The organism is Emticicia sp. TH156, assembly GCF_002855535.1.
GTDB lineage: Bacteria > Bacteroidota > Bacteroidia > Cytophagales > Spirosomataceae > Emticicia > Emticicia fluvialis.
Map to the genome: position 1 here is coordinate 370,764 of NZ_PKRS01000001.1, position 14,386 is coordinate 385,149.

General features: G+C 42.4%; 14 protein-coding genes. 10 read left to right on the forward strand and 4 right to left on the reverse strand.

What is annotated here, in order from left to right; genetic code table 11:
- Positions 1-54 precede the first annotated feature (54 nt).
- Together C0V77_RS01620 and C0V77_RS01625 are read left to right on the forward strand one after the other, a co-directional pair.
- Positions 55-741, forward strand: a complete 687-nt coding sequence (locus C0V77_RS01620; RefSeq protein WP_101724561.1) for a DUF1080 domain-containing protein — start codon at positions 55-57, stop codon at positions 739-741.
- A gap of 37 nt (positions 742-778) precedes the next feature.
- Positions 779-2,302, forward strand: a complete 1,524-nt coding sequence (locus C0V77_RS01625; protein WP_101724562.1) for a zinc-binding dehydrogenase — start codon at positions 779-781, stop codon at positions 2,300-2,302.
- A gap of 166 nt (positions 2,303-2,468) precedes the next feature.
- Here C0V77_RS01625 and C0V77_RS01630 read toward each other — a convergent pair whose 3' ends face one another.
- The gene (locus C0V77_RS01630) at positions 2,469-3,440 is read right to left on the reverse strand and encodes a MoxR family ATPase (protein ID WP_101724563.1); all 972 of its coding nucleotides are present in this window, start codon (positions 3,438-3,440) and stop codon (positions 2,469-2,471) included.
- Between the two features lie 122 nt (positions 3,441-3,562).
- The gene (gene prmC / locus C0V77_RS01635) at positions 3,563-4,465 is read right to left on the reverse strand and encodes a peptide chain release factor N(5)-glutamine methyltransferase (protein WP_229236175.1); all 903 of its coding nucleotides are present in this window, start codon (positions 4,463-4,465) and stop codon (positions 3,563-3,565) included.
- Positions 4,466-4,534: 69 nt separating this feature from the next.
- On the opposite strand from prmC, the gene ribD reads away from it, so the two are divergent.
- The 3 genes from ribD to C0V77_RS01650 all read left to right on the forward strand — a co-directional run bounded on the left by ribD (position 4,535) and on the right by C0V77_RS01650 (position 8,271).
- Positions 4,535-5,575, forward strand: a complete 1,041-nt coding sequence (ribD, locus tag C0V77_RS01640; protein ID WP_101724564.1) for a bifunctional diaminohydroxyphosphoribosylaminopyrimidine deaminase/5-amino-6-(5-phosphoribosylamino)uracil reductase RibD — start codon at positions 4,535-4,537, stop codon at positions 5,573-5,575.
- 75 nt (positions 5,576-5,650) lie between these two features.
- Positions 5,651-6,451: a pyrroline-5-carboxylate reductase gene (proC, locus tag C0V77_RS01645; protein ID WP_101724565.1), complete on the forward strand. Its 801-nt coding sequence runs from the start codon at positions 5,651-5,653 to the stop codon at positions 6,449-6,451.
- A 146-nt stretch (positions 6,452-6,597) separates the two neighbouring features.
- Positions 6,598-8,271: a S41 family peptidase gene (locus tag C0V77_RS01650; RefSeq protein WP_101724566.1), complete on the forward strand. Its 1,674-nt coding sequence runs from the start codon at positions 6,598-6,600 to the stop codon at positions 8,269-8,271.
- A gap of 42 nt (positions 8,272-8,313) precedes the next feature.
- Here C0V77_RS01650 and C0V77_RS01655 read toward each other — a convergent pair whose 3' ends face one another.
- Positions 8,314-9,309 carry a M28 family peptidase gene (locus C0V77_RS01655; RefSeq protein WP_101724567.1) on the reverse strand — a complete coding sequence of 332 codons (996 nt, stop codon included), beginning with the start codon at positions 9,307-9,309 and terminating at the stop codon, positions 8,314-8,316.
- A gap of 336 nt (positions 9,310-9,645) precedes the next feature.
- On the opposite strand from C0V77_RS01655, the gene C0V77_RS01660 reads away from it, so the two are divergent.
- The 5 genes from C0V77_RS01660 to C0V77_RS01680 all read left to right on the forward strand — a co-directional run bounded on the left by C0V77_RS01660 (position 9,646) and on the right by C0V77_RS01680 (position 13,555).
- Positions 9,646-9,978 carry a nucleotide pyrophosphohydrolase gene (locus C0V77_RS01660; protein ID WP_101724568.1) on the forward strand — a complete coding sequence of 111 codons (333 nt, stop codon included), beginning with the start codon at positions 9,646-9,648 and terminating at the stop codon, positions 9,976-9,978.
- Between the two features lies 1 nt (position 9,979).
- Positions 9,980-10,909, forward strand: a complete 930-nt coding sequence (locus C0V77_RS01665) for a hypothetical protein (protein WP_101724569.1) — start codon at positions 9,980-9,982, stop codon at positions 10,907-10,909.
- Positions 10,910-10,991: 82 nt separating this feature from the next.
- On the forward strand, positions 10,992-11,507 hold the full coding sequence (locus tag C0V77_RS01670; RefSeq protein WP_101725020.1) for a DUF2480 family protein: 516 nt from the start codon (positions 10,992-10,994) through the stop codon (positions 11,505-11,507).
- 143 nt (positions 11,508-11,650) lie between these two features.
- Positions 11,651-13,156, forward strand: a complete 1,506-nt coding sequence (gene gltX / locus C0V77_RS01675) for a glutamate--tRNA ligase (RefSeq protein WP_101724570.1) — start codon at positions 11,651-11,653, stop codon at positions 13,154-13,156.
- Between the two features lie 201 nt (positions 13,157-13,357).
- The gene (locus C0V77_RS01680; RefSeq protein ID WP_101725021.1) at positions 13,358-13,555 is read left to right on the forward strand and encodes a hypothetical protein; all 198 of its coding nucleotides are present in this window, start codon (positions 13,358-13,360) and stop codon (positions 13,553-13,555) included.
- Positions 13,556-13,557: 2 nt separating this feature from the next.
- Here the strand turns inward: C0V77_RS01680 and C0V77_RS01685 are convergent, their stop codons facing one another.
- Positions 13,558-14,250, reverse strand: coding sequence for a hypothetical protein (locus C0V77_RS01685; protein WP_101724571.1), 693 nt, complete (start codon positions 14,248-14,250; stop codon positions 13,558-13,560).
- Between the last annotated feature and the right edge of the window lie 136 nt (positions 14,251-14,386).

Genomic DNA, 14,386 nt, shown 5'->3' on the forward strand with positions numbered 1-14,386 from the left:
ATTGGCTATTTTTATGCAATACCATTTCAATCCATAACAAATAAGCGCCTTTTCATGAAAAATAGTTTCTTTACTGCCCTGATAGCCTTGCTTACTGTTACATTGGCCAACGCCCAAACCAGAAGCCTTTTTAATTTCAAAAACTTTAACGGCTGGCATATTGATGTGCCTGCAATGGACAATAACTCAGGCGCGAAGAATCCGTTTATTATACGCAACGGCATGCTGGTAAGCCTGGCAGACCCACAGGGCCATATCATTACCGACTCGGTTTATAAAAATTACAGGCTTGAGGTAGAATACCGATTTGCTGGCAAACCCGGCAATTGTGGGGTGTTAGTGCATGCCTCAACACCAAGAGTTTTATATGGTATGTTTCCTAAGTCTATAGAAGCGCAGCTGATGCACAAAAATGCGGGTGATTTCTGGTGTATTGGCGAAGACATCAGCGTGCCCGACATGGAAAAAAGACGCGGGCCACAAAAGAACTGGGGCTCGGTCGACGGTAAAGAACGGCGAATCAAAAACCTGACGGATGATTCGGAAAAACCGGTAGGCGAATGGAATATCATGAGAGTAGAGTGCCTGGGTAATGAGGTGAAGGTATGGGTAAATGGCGACCTGGTGAATCATGGCTTTAACTGCACGGTCAGCCAGGGGCAAATTGCCTTGCAGGCCGAAGGCTCAGAAGTGGAGTTCCGCAGAGTTGATTTTACACCTATTACTAAATTGACAAACTAAGATAACTATTAACCCTAAGCAACAAACAAAACCACCTATGAAAGCCCTATTATGCAAAGCGTTCGGAACGCCAGACACGCTTACATTAGAAGATATTGAACCCCTGAAAGCCGAAGCCGGAAAGGTGGTAATCAGTGTCAAAGCCTGTAGTGTCAATTTCCCTGATACGCTTATTATTCAGAATCTGTATCAGTTCAAACCTGCCCTGCCGTTTTCACCGGGGGGTGAGGTATCAGGAATTGTGAAAGAGGCTGGCGAAGGGGTAAAATATGTAAAGCCGGGCGATAAGGTTTTTGCATTAACAGGTTGGGGAGGTATGGCAGAAGAGGTGCTGGTAGATGCCCGCAGGGTTTTCCCTATGTTACCAACCATGGACTTTGTAACGGCGGCCTCTGTTATGTATAATTACGGCACTTCGTTCCATGCACTGAAAGACCGTGCAGAGTTAAAAGCGGGCGAAACATTACTGGTTTTAGGAGCAGCAGGAGGAGTTGGTTTAGCTGCGGTTGAGCTGGGCAAGCTAATGGGAGCCAAAGTAATAGCAGCGGCATCGACCAACGAAAAACTGGAAATATGTAAAGAGAAAGGGGCTGAATTTACAATTAATTATACTACTGAAGACCTGAGAGAACAAATCAAGTTAATTACAGAAGGCAAAGGTGTAGACGTGGTGTATGATGCCGTTGGCGATAAATATGCAGAACCTGCCCTACGCTCAATGGCATGGAAAGGGAGATATCTGGTAGTGGGTTTTGCTGCCGGAGAAATACCGAAAATACCGCTGAATCTGGCATTATTGAAAGGCTGTTCTATTGTGGGGGTTTTCTGGGGGCAATTTGCCGAAAAAGAATCGGCCAAGAGCTTACAGAATATTCAGGAACTGGCCGGATATTTTATGAATGGCAAACTTCGTCCGCACATACATCAATTATATCCGCTTGAAAAAGCGGCCGATGCACTTCTGGATTTAATGAACCGGAAAGTGGTAGGTAAGGCCGTAGTGGTAACCGCTGATGACATACAATTGCCGCAATATGAGACCAAGAAAGAAGAAGTAACTATAGCAGAAACAAAACCAGCCGAAACCAAAAAAGAAGGCAATACCATTATTTTCAGGAATATTGCCGAACTGAAAGACTTTGCAGGTAAAGAACTGGGAACATCAAGCTGGCAAACGTTATCTCAGGGAATGATTAACGACTTTGCGAGAGCTACTTTCGACGACCAGTGGATTCATGTTAATGAAGAGATGGCTAAACAGTTTTCACCTTTCGGTAAAACGATTGCACATGGGTTCTTGTCGCTTTCGCTGTCACCTAAGTTTATGTATGAACTATTCAAGGTTGAATCCGCAAAGATGGGCTTAAATTACGGTACAAATCGTGTCCGCTTTATTTCGCCCGTGCCATCCGGAAGCAGAGTACGTATGAAAGCCGTACTGAAAGAAGTAGAAGACCTGCAACCTAGTGGAGCCAAACTAACCATTGAAGCTGTTTTTGAACTGGACGGCTCTCAAAAACCAGCCTGCGTGGCTGAATTGTTGAGTGTGATATACGAGTGAAACTGAGGGGAATTTATGAAATTTGGTAGAGCCGCATTGCATTGCGGCTTATCATAGAATTTGGTTATCTAAGAATATGTTATTAAACTGATATTAAAAACATTAACTGATTTTATAGGCCATCGAAGACGTAAAGCATTACGTCTCTACGAAAAATGACTTACTATCACCTACCAATAGCCACTTTCTTCAATAGGGTATCTATCACCTGACGGGTAGTGATTCCGTCGGCTTCGGCTTCGTAGTTCAGAATAATCCGGTGGTTAAAAACATCATGCACCAGTGCCTTGATGTCTTCAGGCAATACGTAGTCTCGTTCGTCAAAGTAGGCCAGAGCCTTAGCCGCATTATATAAAGATAACCCAGCCCGTGGCGATACCCCGAATTGTATGTAACGAGCCTCATCTTTCAGACCATATTCAGCCGGGCGACGCGTAGAGAAAACAAGTTCAATTATATAACGCTCCAGTACTTCAGAAATAGTAATCCGGTTGATTTCCTGTCTGATGGCAAAAATTTCTTCTTTATTAAGAATCGGTTGCGGAACATAATTAAAATCCAGATTGGCCATCTTTCTTACCATTTCAAGCTCAGAGTTCTTATCCAGGTAGTCTACAAAAACTTTCATCATAAAGCGGTCTACCTGTGCTTCGGGCAGCGGATAGGTTCCCTCCTGCTCTACCGGGTTCTGGGTAGCCATTACCAGAAAAGGCTTATCTAACTGATGCGTTTCGTCGCCTATGGTTACCTGTTTTTCGGCCATAGCTTCCAGCAAGGCCGATTGTACTTTGGCAGGGGCACGGTTCACCTCATCAGCCAGAATCAGGTTCGAGAAAATCGGCCCTTTTTTCACCTCAAAATCTCCCGATTTCTGGTTATAAATCATAGTACCCACTAAATCAGACGGCAACAAATCGGGTGTAAACTGTATGCGGTTAAAGCCCAGGTCAAGCACCTTGGCTAATATATTAATGGTTTTGGTTTTGGCCAGACCCGGCACCCCTTCAAGCAAAATATGCCCCCCGGTAAAAAGCCCAATCAGCAAACGATTAATTAACCGTTCCTGACCAATCACTACTTTGCTTGTCTCTGAAAATACTTCTCTTATCTTTTTATGCAATATTCTCGAACCTTCCATTATGTCTGATAGATTTGGGGTAAATCTTAGGGTTAATATTCAAAAATTGACTGGAAGAAAATTTGTACTTCCAAAATCAAAACCTACAATTGGTTATAAAGTGTGAAGTTAGGAAAATCCGTCTAAAACCCTTCATGGTTTTTAGTCTTTTTGCTGATTGAGGCCCTTACAAACCTGTTTTTTCGGTGAATATCCTGTACCACTGCAACATCTGTAAAACCTGCTTCCATAAATACGGTGGCTGTCTCAGAACCCAGATTTTCGTTAATCTCAACTGCCAGCAGGCCACCATCTTTAAGGGCTTTTGAGGCAAAGCGGGCAATGGCTTCATAAAAAACCAGTGGCTCTGTATCTGCTACAAAGAGCGCCAGATGAGGCTCAAACTCCAACACATTTTGTCGCATCTGTGCCGCTTCCTGCCGCGTAACATAGGGCGGATTGCTGACAATTACATCAAATGCTTGTTCAGGCACAATGCTTTTATTTAAATACCTGAGTATATCTACTCTTTCAAAACTAACGTCGGCCATATTAAGCATGGCATTTTTTCTCGCAACAACCAAAGCTTCTTCCGAAATATCATACGCGGTTACACGCGCATCGTTTAGTTCTTTTGCCAGCGAAACCGCAATACAACCACTACCCGTACCAATATCTAATACCATTTTAGCTTCAGGTTTGTTTTCAGCCGTTTGCTCCCACTCACAAACAAGGGCCACTAATTCTTCGGTTTCCGGTCTGGGTATCAGCACCGGCTTATCAACCAGAAATCTTCTTCCATAAAAAGTTGTTTCCCCTAAAATGTACTGAATCGGCTCGTGTTTATTAAGCCTGTCAATAATGGTTGCCCAATCCGTTTTCTTGGCAGTATTAATCGGTTTGTCAGTCAGAATATCTATTTTTCTGAGATTCAGCTCATGTTCCAGCAACCAAAAAACAATTTCTTTTGCTTCCTGTGTCTCATACACCGTAATTTGGTGTAACAATTGGTCGAAGAGTTGTTTGGCCGTAATGCTGTCTTTCAAAGTATTAATATATAATTGGGCGCAAAATTATCGACTAATTTGCTGATTCACTAATCTGCGAAATCAAGAATGGAAGAAAAATACATGCTGAGGGCCTTGCAATTGGCCGAATTGGGACGTGGGATGGTGAGTCCAAACCCGATGGTTGGCTGCGTGATAGTACATAACGACCAGATTGTGGGCGAAGGCTGGCATAAAAAATATGGCGACTGGCATGCCGAAGTAAATGCCGTCAATTCGGTTAAAGACCCTTCCATATTGCCCGAATGCACAGTTTATGTTACGCTTGAACCCTGCTCTCATTTTGGTAAAACCCCTCCCTGCGCCGATTTACTGGTGCAACATAAGGTAAAAAAAGTGGTCATTTGTAACGACGACCCCTTTCCACTGGTAGCAGGTAAAGGCATAGAAAAGCTGCGTAATGCCGGAATAGAGGTTGAAAAGGGACTATTGGAAGAAAAAGGCCGGGAATTAAACACCCGATTTTTTACTTATGTAGAGAAAAAACGCCCCTATGTGATATTGAAATGGGCTGAAACCGCCGACGGTTTTATAGCCGGTGAAAATTATCAACCCATCAAAATCAGTAATCCGTTGTCGCACAAAGTAGCGCACAAATGGCGCAGTGAAGAAGATGCTATTCTAGTAGGCACCAATACTGCCAGATTTGATAATCCTAAGCTGAATGTACGCGAATGGGCAGGTGGTAAAAATCCGATACGCATAGTGCTTGACAGACAATTGCAGTTGCCCCAAACATTGCACCTCTTTGATAACACGCAAGACACCTGGATAATCAACGAATCAACCGAGAAGGTAGAAGGCAAGAACACGTATATGAAGGTTGAGTTTGGTGAGGCATTGCTTGAAAACCTGCTGCAAGAGCTTTATCAAAGAAAAATACAGTCGGTTTATGTAGAGGGGGGCACTCATTTGCTGCAAAGCTTTATGGATGCCCGGCTTTTTGATGAAATCAGGGTTTTCCGTTGCTCAGGACATCTCCATAAAGGTGTAGCTGCACCGGTAATGCCTAAAAATATTGATATGGCAGATAAGCAAAACTTATTGGGCGATGAACTGACAATTTATAAATCATCATTAAATTTGTAGGTTTACCTTTCAACCCTAAAAGGTAAATAACTTTCAACCAAAACGCTCCGGTAAAGGGTATGGAGCTACCGATACATGAAAATTGCCATTATAGGCTGCGGAAATATGGGAATGGCCTTTGCGCGTTCGTTTTTGCAGTATGACCTTGTTAAGAAAGAAGACTTATTACTGATAGAAAAAAGTCAGGAACGCAGCGAAACCCTTAAAAGCGCCAGAGAAGGGGTGGTTGTAAGCACCATTAATGCACAGATAGCCGACTATGAGTTGATTATCCTGTCTGTAAAACCACAGGATTTTGCAGCCCTGAAAGAAGAACTTGGTGCGGTAATTCAGCCGCAACAGGTGGTTTTGTCTATCATGGCCGGTATTCCTATCAGCAAAATACAGGGAACCCTCAACCACAGGCTGGTTGTACGCGCCATGCCTAATACGCCGGCTATGTTGGGTATGGGTATTACGGGTTTTACGGCGGCAGCAGAGGTTGATGCCTCTAAACTGCGCAAAGTAGAAAACCTGATTAATGCCACAGGCCGCTCAGTTTATTTAGAAGACGAAGGCATGATTGATGCCGTAACAGCATTGAGCGGAAGCGGCCCGGCTTATTTTTACTATCTGGTAAAACACATGATAGAAGCCGGTAAACAAATGGGCTTTGACGAGGGCATGGCCAGCCTGCTGGTAAAACAAACCATGCTGGGTTCTTACCACCTCATTAATAATGCCGAGAAAAGTCTGGACGATTTAATTAAGGCTGTGGCTTCTAAAGGAGGTACTACAGAGGCCGCTCTGCGAACCTTTGAAGAATCTCAATTACCTGATGGACTGATTAATGGAATTCTGGCTGCTGAACGCCGAGCAAAGGAGCTGTCGAAGTAATGAAAAACAAAGACCTGTAAAATTTATTTGGCTTATTTTATGTTAATAATGTGCCACATGAATAATTGCATTCTGATGTAGCATTTCGTTAATTAGTTATTACATTTATTTTGTAAATAAGCATTTATAATAAATTACGCCTGAAAGTGGAAGAGAACAAGATTCAGAATAATAAAGCGACGGTTCGTACCCCCATTATTGTGGGTACTACCCTGGCATTGGGCATATTAATTGGGGCAACTTTTTTTGGGGGAAAACGTGCAACCGGAGCCGGAGACGTGTCTCGCAGCACAACTAAATTCAGGGAGATTCTGTCATACATCAACAGAAGTTATGTAGATAGTGTCAATACTGACAGTCTGGTTGATTATTCCATCACAAAAATGTTGGAAAAACTAGACCCACACACCTATTATTTCCCTCCGCAAGATGCACAGCTGGCGCGCTCTCAACTGGAAAGCGGCTTTGATGGCATCGGCATTGAGTTTAATGTGTTTAATGATACCGTATATGTGGTAACGCCGCTGGCAGGTGGGCCGTCAGAGGCTGTGGGCATACAGAGTGGTGATGCCATCATTAAAGCTAATAATAATAGCCTGACAGGTAAAGATGCCAGTTCTACCAACATATTCGCCAACCTGAGAGGTAAGCGGGGGTCAGAAGCCAAACTGGAAATTAAAAGAAAAGGCTTTAAAGACCTGTTGAAGTTTTCAGTTATCCGTGATAAAATACCACAGTATTCTATTGATGCGGCCTATATTATGGATGACCATAAAACGGGTTATCTGAAAATCAATCGTTTTACCGAAACTACCTATGACGAGTTTAAGGAACACATGGCCGCCTTACAAAAACAAGGCATGAAGCAATTGTTGCTTGATTTGAGGGGGAACCCCGGCGGTTATATGGACAGGGCCACTGATATTGTAGACGAAATGGTAGGGGGTAAAGGCGTGATAGTTTACACCGACGGAAAAGATACCCGTAATAACCGCAAGGCTTTTGCCCATATTAACGGTATGTTCGAAAAAGGCGCTGTGGTGGTTCTGGTTGATGAAGGCAGCGCATCGGCATCTGAGATTGTATCCGGATCTTTACAGGATTACGACAGGGCATTGATTGTTGGTCGGCGAACGTTTGGTAAGGGATTAGTGCAGCAACCCATTCAGCTTTCTGACGGCTCTGAGTTACGCCTCACTATTTCGCGCTATTATATACCAAGTGGCAGAAGTATTCAGAAACCTTATGTGAAAGGAAGCCTGGATTCTTATGAACATGAGCTGGATGACAGAGGTAAATCAGGAGAGTACTTTATAGCAGACAGTATCAAGAACAACCCCAAGATGCGGTTTAAAACCGTGGGCGGCCGTACCGTTTATGGTGGCGGTGGTATTACACCTGATATTTTTGTACCGCGAGACACAAGCCATATTACCGCCTACCTAATGGAGCTATACGGCCGCAACGTAATACGGGAATATGCTATGAGCTATGCTAACGACAACCGCAAAGCATTATTGAAGCAATCGTTTGAGAGTTACCTGAAAGACTTTAAAGTGAGCGACGCCATGCTTAGCAGTATGAACAGGACATTAGAGAACACCGGCGTTAAGTACAGCGCCAAAGATTTTGCAGACTCAAAAGAGTTTGTAAAACTACAGTTAAAGGCTGCTATTGCCCGACATGTATGGCAGCGAAGCGTAAAAAATGGCCTCAATAATGAATATTATCAGATAGTATATGCCGACGACCTGATGGTCGCAACAGCCATGAAAAGTTTTGCAAAAGCAGAAAAATTGGAAAAGGAAAAGAAACTATAAAAATGAAACTGAAAGTGGGAGCCGGATGCTCCCACTTTCAGTTTAAAATGTACCGCTGTCTTCCTGATATAACACCTGCACTACTGTTTGGCCTACTGCTTTTAGTGTATTTTTATCAATGATACTCATGTTATCTGCATGGGTATGATGATAGGCACCGAAAGTACGGCTGGTGTTCAGTTCCTGATGCAGAATGTCTATCATCGGTATTTTGGCTACTGTATTTACATAATAATGGTCGTCAGTAATTCCGGCAGCCTCTTGCTGAATAAAGTACTGGCCATAACCAAGCACACCTGCGATATCCCATACACGGCTGTTAACACTACCGGCAAACTGCACCGATTGCTGCTCTTTTGGGAAAGTAGCTCCTTTGGCGCCCACCATGTCTAACAAAATACCAAAATAGGCCGAATAACCCGGCTTGTGTAAATTAGCAGCCCAATATTGTGAACCCAGGCACCAGAAAACCTTGTTTTGAGATACCGGTGGCGTATCCTCTTTTTCTCCCCAGTCTTCTGCATCAAAGAAGATAATATCTACACCCAGATTAAGCTTCTGCGGCGATGAACCGATAAGACGGGCAATTTCAAGCAGCACCCCTACTCCACTGGCCCCGTCGTTAGCTCCATCAATAGCCTGGTCTTTTTTCTGAGTATCTTTATCTGCAAAGGGGCGGCTGTCCCAATGAGCTGCCAGTAAAATTCTTTTGGTGGCAGAGGGGTTAAAACTACCTATAATGTTGCGGGCATTCAGTACTTTTCCATCAAAAGTTACAGGCACAAAACGTTGCTCTGTTACTTCAAAGCCGTAGGCTTTCAGTTTATTTACCATCCAGTTACCTGCTTTTGAATGCGCAGGGGTGCCTGGTACCCTGGGGCCAAACTTCACCTGAGTCTCAACAAAAGCAAAGGCAGAATCAGCATTAAACGCCGGGGCGGTTACCAGTTTAATGGCCTCTGTTTCTTTGGCAGAACCCGAACTCCCACTGTGCCTGCAGGAAACCATGGCAAAAAGTACCGAAAAATAAATTAGCATAAAGCAATGGGGGAAACGCCCGTTTTGAGTTGTCCTTTTTTGAACTAAATTCATTATCATTATATGATTATTGAAAAAATAGCTGGTCAATCTGCCAGTGTTTGCACCGATGTAAATTTCTTTTACAAAGGTATTTAATTTAATTTCAGCTATTAAAAGAAAATTAAATTGAAACGGCCAGCATTAAAAACATTTTTATAAAAAACTGATAATAAGCAATTTATAAGTTTTTTTACATAAATTACATTTTGCTTCGTTTTAAAACAGCATGGGGCCGGGCCTCGTATTTCGCAAAGCGTTTTTTTTGCTTAGTTTTGCATTAAAAGTACAATTAATATGACCATAGCCGAAGCCCAGACAGCGGTAGATAATTGGATTAAGACCATTGGTGTCAGATACTTTAACGAACTCACCAACATGGCCATGCTTACCGAAGAGGTGGGCGAAGTAGCGCGTATTATTGCCCGCAGGTACGGCGAGCAGTCGGAAAAAGAATCTGACAAAGAAAAAAACCTGGCAGATGAAATGGCAGACGTTCTGTTTGTGCTAATATGCCTGGCCAACCAAACTAACATAGACTTAACCGATGCGCTTCGTAAAAACATAGAAAAGAAAACAAAAAGAGACAGTTTACGACACCTAAACAATGAAAAACTAACCAATATGTAATATGTTCACCATACTTTCACAAGCTTTTAACAGAACTGCTATGAACTGGAAAATGGTTCTTACAGTTTTTATTCTTAATCTTTCGCTTGGACTAATTCTTGCTACACCACTTTATAATTTGCTTCAATCAGAGAGTCATAATTCTTTGGAGTTTGAAAAACTACTCAATGGATTCGATTTTACCGTTATATCAGACTTTATGTCGCAAAGCCGTAAAACACTCCGCCCTTTCTGGCTGTTAAGTTTTGCTTTGTCTGTTATATACATGATACTGAATATATTCTTTGCGGGGGGCATACTTTGTCAGTTTGCCAAGAGAGGCTCTTTCAGCCTTGCCGAATTTTTCAAAAACTCAGCTCGGTATTTTGGTCGTTTCCTGCTTGTATTTGTATTTGAGATTTTAGTTTTACTCGTAGTAGCCATTGTTTCTTTTGCCTGCATGGGGGTTTCGCTGGTTGCTTCTGATGGCAGTACCGAACCTGTGCAAATGGCGTGGCTTACCCCTTCTTTGTTTATATCTGCCTTTTTGCTTACAGTTGTGCTCAACATGGGTCAATATGCCAAAATAATTCTTTTCAAAAACCAATCGCTAAGCGCATGGGCCGGCTTCCTGAAAGCAGCAGGCTACGTGTTTAATAACTTTAAAACCATGCGTATTTACTGGGCTATCTTAATAGTAGCGGCAGCACTGGTTTTGGCTTATTACTTTCTTGAATCAGCCATTGGTCTGACCTCCGCCTTCAAAATTGCTATCATGTTTATTGTGCAGCAGGTGTTTATTTTCTGCCGTGTGTTTGTTAAAATCTGGACACTGAGTGGTGCTTTTGAATACCTTTCTTTAAAGCCTGCGCTGGTTACCGCCCTTCCAAAAGAAAATCGGGGCTTAAAGAGTGAGACCTTCGATTCCGGAGAAAGCAAACTTTCTGTTTAAAGATAATGTTATAAAAAGGCATGTGTCATTGTACCATTGCCCGTGCTGACAGCGCACAATGGTACTTTTTTATTTTATAATTATGGAAGAAGAAGTAATTATTAACAGGGTAAGCAAAAGCGGACTGGTTTCTCTGGACCTTGAAGATTTTTATCACCCCGGCGACAGGGTTGTCTACGACCTCAAAGATAATTTATATATGGGTCTGATTCTCCGCGAGAAAGATTTCAGAGAGTTTCTGAAATCCCACGACTGGAGCTATTACACCAACAAAAATGTGGCTATTACCTGTACTGAAGACGCCATTATACCTACCTGGGCTTTCATGCTGCTGGCTGTTCATTTAGAGCCTTATGCTCATTTAATTGTATTTGGCACATTAACTGACCTTGAAAATAAATTATATGACGAGGCCATCAGCAAAATAGACTTCAGCCAATACGAGGGCGCCAAAGTAGTAGTAAAAGGCTGCAGCAAGGTAAGCGTACCAACAACGGCCTATGTAGAGATAACCCGCCGCTTAAAACCTGTAGCTCAAAGCATTATGTTTGGCGAACCATGCAGCACAGTGCCTTTGTATAAAAAACCCCGGGTTTAAATTCAGTAATTGTATTGTTGGGTATTTAAAAAAATTAAACCATTGGCCTGCATTTTTTCGTAAATTGCGCCCCGTTTTAAATTTTTGGTCATACAGACCCTCATACCCTATTCGGGGAAATTAGAAATTCATTGCAAAAAACTATGTCTGTTCGTGTAAGATTTGCTCCGAGCCCCACAGGCCCACTCCACATCGGAGGGGTCCGCACGGCTTTGTATAATTATTTGTTTGCCCGCAAAATGGGTGGTAAGATGTTGCTTCGCATAGAAGACACCGACCAGACCCGCTACGTACCCGGAGCAGAAGAGTACATTCTGGAAGCCTTAAACTGGATAGGCATTAACATTGATGAAGGCCAGGGCGTTGGCGGGCCGGATGCCCCTTACAGACAATCAGAAAGAAAAGCCATTTACCGCCAGTATGCAGACCAGTTGCTGGCATCAGGGAAAGCCTATTATGCTTTTGATACGGCTGATGAGCTGGAAGAAATGCGCAAAAAACTGGAAGAGGCCAAGGTAGATAATACCTCTTATAATGCAGTTACGCGCATGCAGATGAAAAACTCGCTGACGCTTCCGAAAGAAGAAGTAGAAGCGAGAATTGCAAAAGGCGACCCTTACGTAATACGCCTGAAAGTACCACTGAAAGAAGAAATCCGTTTTAAGGATATTATACGCGAGTGGGTGGTAGTACACTCATCAACTATCGACGACAAAGTATTGCTTAAGTCAGACGGAATGCCCACATATCACCTGGCCAATATTGTTGACGACCACCTGATGGGCATTACCCATGTGATTCGTGGCGAAGAATGGCTGCCCTCTGCCCCGCTTCATATCTTGTTATACAGAGCCTTCGGCTGGCAGGCACCTGAGTTTGCGCACTTACCATTACTTTTAAAACCTGAAGGAAACGGCAAACTAAGCAAACGTGATGGTTTGTTAGGCAATTTTCCGGTTTTTCCGTTAAAATGGACAGACCCATTTACCAGCGAAGAAGCAAGAGGTTTCAGAGAAGACGGCTATTTCCCTGAAGCGCTGATTAACTTTCTGGCGTTTCTGGGCTGGAACCCGGGTACGGAACAGGAGATTTTCTCGATGGAAGAATTAATTGAATCGTTCAGCCTTGAAAAAATACACAAAGCCGGTGCCCGCTTCATGGTCGACAAAGCCAAATGGTTCAATCAGCATTACCTGAAAGAGAAATCGGATGAGGAACTGGCAAACATTATTCAGCTTCCTGCCGATACTTCTGCCGGCACTGCCACTAAGCTGGTTAAACTTATGAAAGACCGTGTTACATTCCCTCAGGAAATTGTAACAGAGGTGCCATATATTTTCGCCACTCCGGCTGCTTATGATGAAGAGGTTGCGAAGAGCAAATGGAATGATGACGCCAAAAAGGCCATGAGTGCCATTAAAGAAGCCATACAAAGCATGGCAGAAGAGCAATTTGTAGCGCAACAAATTCATGACACTATATTTCCGGCACTTGAAGCAGCCGGACTAAAACCCGGCAAGGTAATGCAGGCGTTCCGGCTGTCAATTACAGGTGTTGGCAAAGGGCCCGATTTAATGCTTATTCTTGAAATACTGGGCAAAGCCGAAGTAATTGCCAGAATAGAAAAAGCCATTGTAACACTCGGATAATACGTTGAGGTTTTGTGCGTTTCTGATATTTGAAACGCACAAAACTTTAATTAGAACTCAATACAAATTTGCATGGCTGAATATCTTTATAGAGTTAGTTTTGAAAATGTTGTTTTGCCATATAGATTGCATAGTAATTGCAATTGAACAAAATTGTTAAAAACAGGTTTAATAAAGTTAAAACCCATAAATTTCTACCAAATGGCAAAGAAGAAATCAGACGATAAGGCTCAGGCTGAAAACCCACGTGTTCATAAAGATTTAAATGGATTTGATATTAAAATCAATTCCTTCGGCGAAATCCAGATGAGCTTTGAGATAGACAAAATCAATAGTTTCCTGAATAATACTGTAGACGACAAAAAACTTCGTAACCGAAAAAAAGACACAGAACAGTAGAATTAATTTCGCCGGCGTATAACAGGCTTCCTGTAAGCCCGATTCAGCAATCCTGTTACGAGCAATATTCTGCCCAGGTTGGCAGCAATCCTTACTATGCCGTAATCAAACTCAAAAGGGGTAATATATACCCTGTGAAAACTGGTTCCACTGGCAAACATAATAAAAAACATGCCCATGGTTATGCTCAGTTTGCTCTTTTCTTCAAACGGCAGGTAAGCCGATAAAACAGACATATACATAATCTGCAGCAGGTAAACAGATAGAATCAGCACTACGTCATATCTGTGGATATTAAAGATACTGATAACAAAGTAAACAAGCGGAAAAAGAACAAAGGGTACTACAACCCTTATAAATGTTCTTAAGTTATTAGTGAGCTTTATTCTTGCGCCTTCTAACCTATAAATCTTGATAAGCAGCTGATAACTCACCAGAAGCAGAACTACCTCAACCAACGTACCCCAGGTAAAACCAAATAAAAAAATAGGAATGGGCGTAAAGGCGGGTATCAGACATGAAACAATAAAGAGTCTGTCTGTCAGAGTAAGTACCGACTTCCTTGCCGAATAATACCAATAAGCTATATACAGATGTATTAAGCCCCTGAAAGGATAGGCAAAAGCAGGATCTACCTGATAAAAAATTAACAACTCAATAGCTAGTAGTGAAGCAACAGGAACAAGCCTTATCATGTATGAACAAAAATTAACTAAAATTCAAACCAGCGTTAGACAATAGCCTCAATTTTAAATTAATCAATCTTATATTACATAAACACTATTACCTGTTTATCAAAAACTGAACCAAAATTAATACGCGCCAATAAAA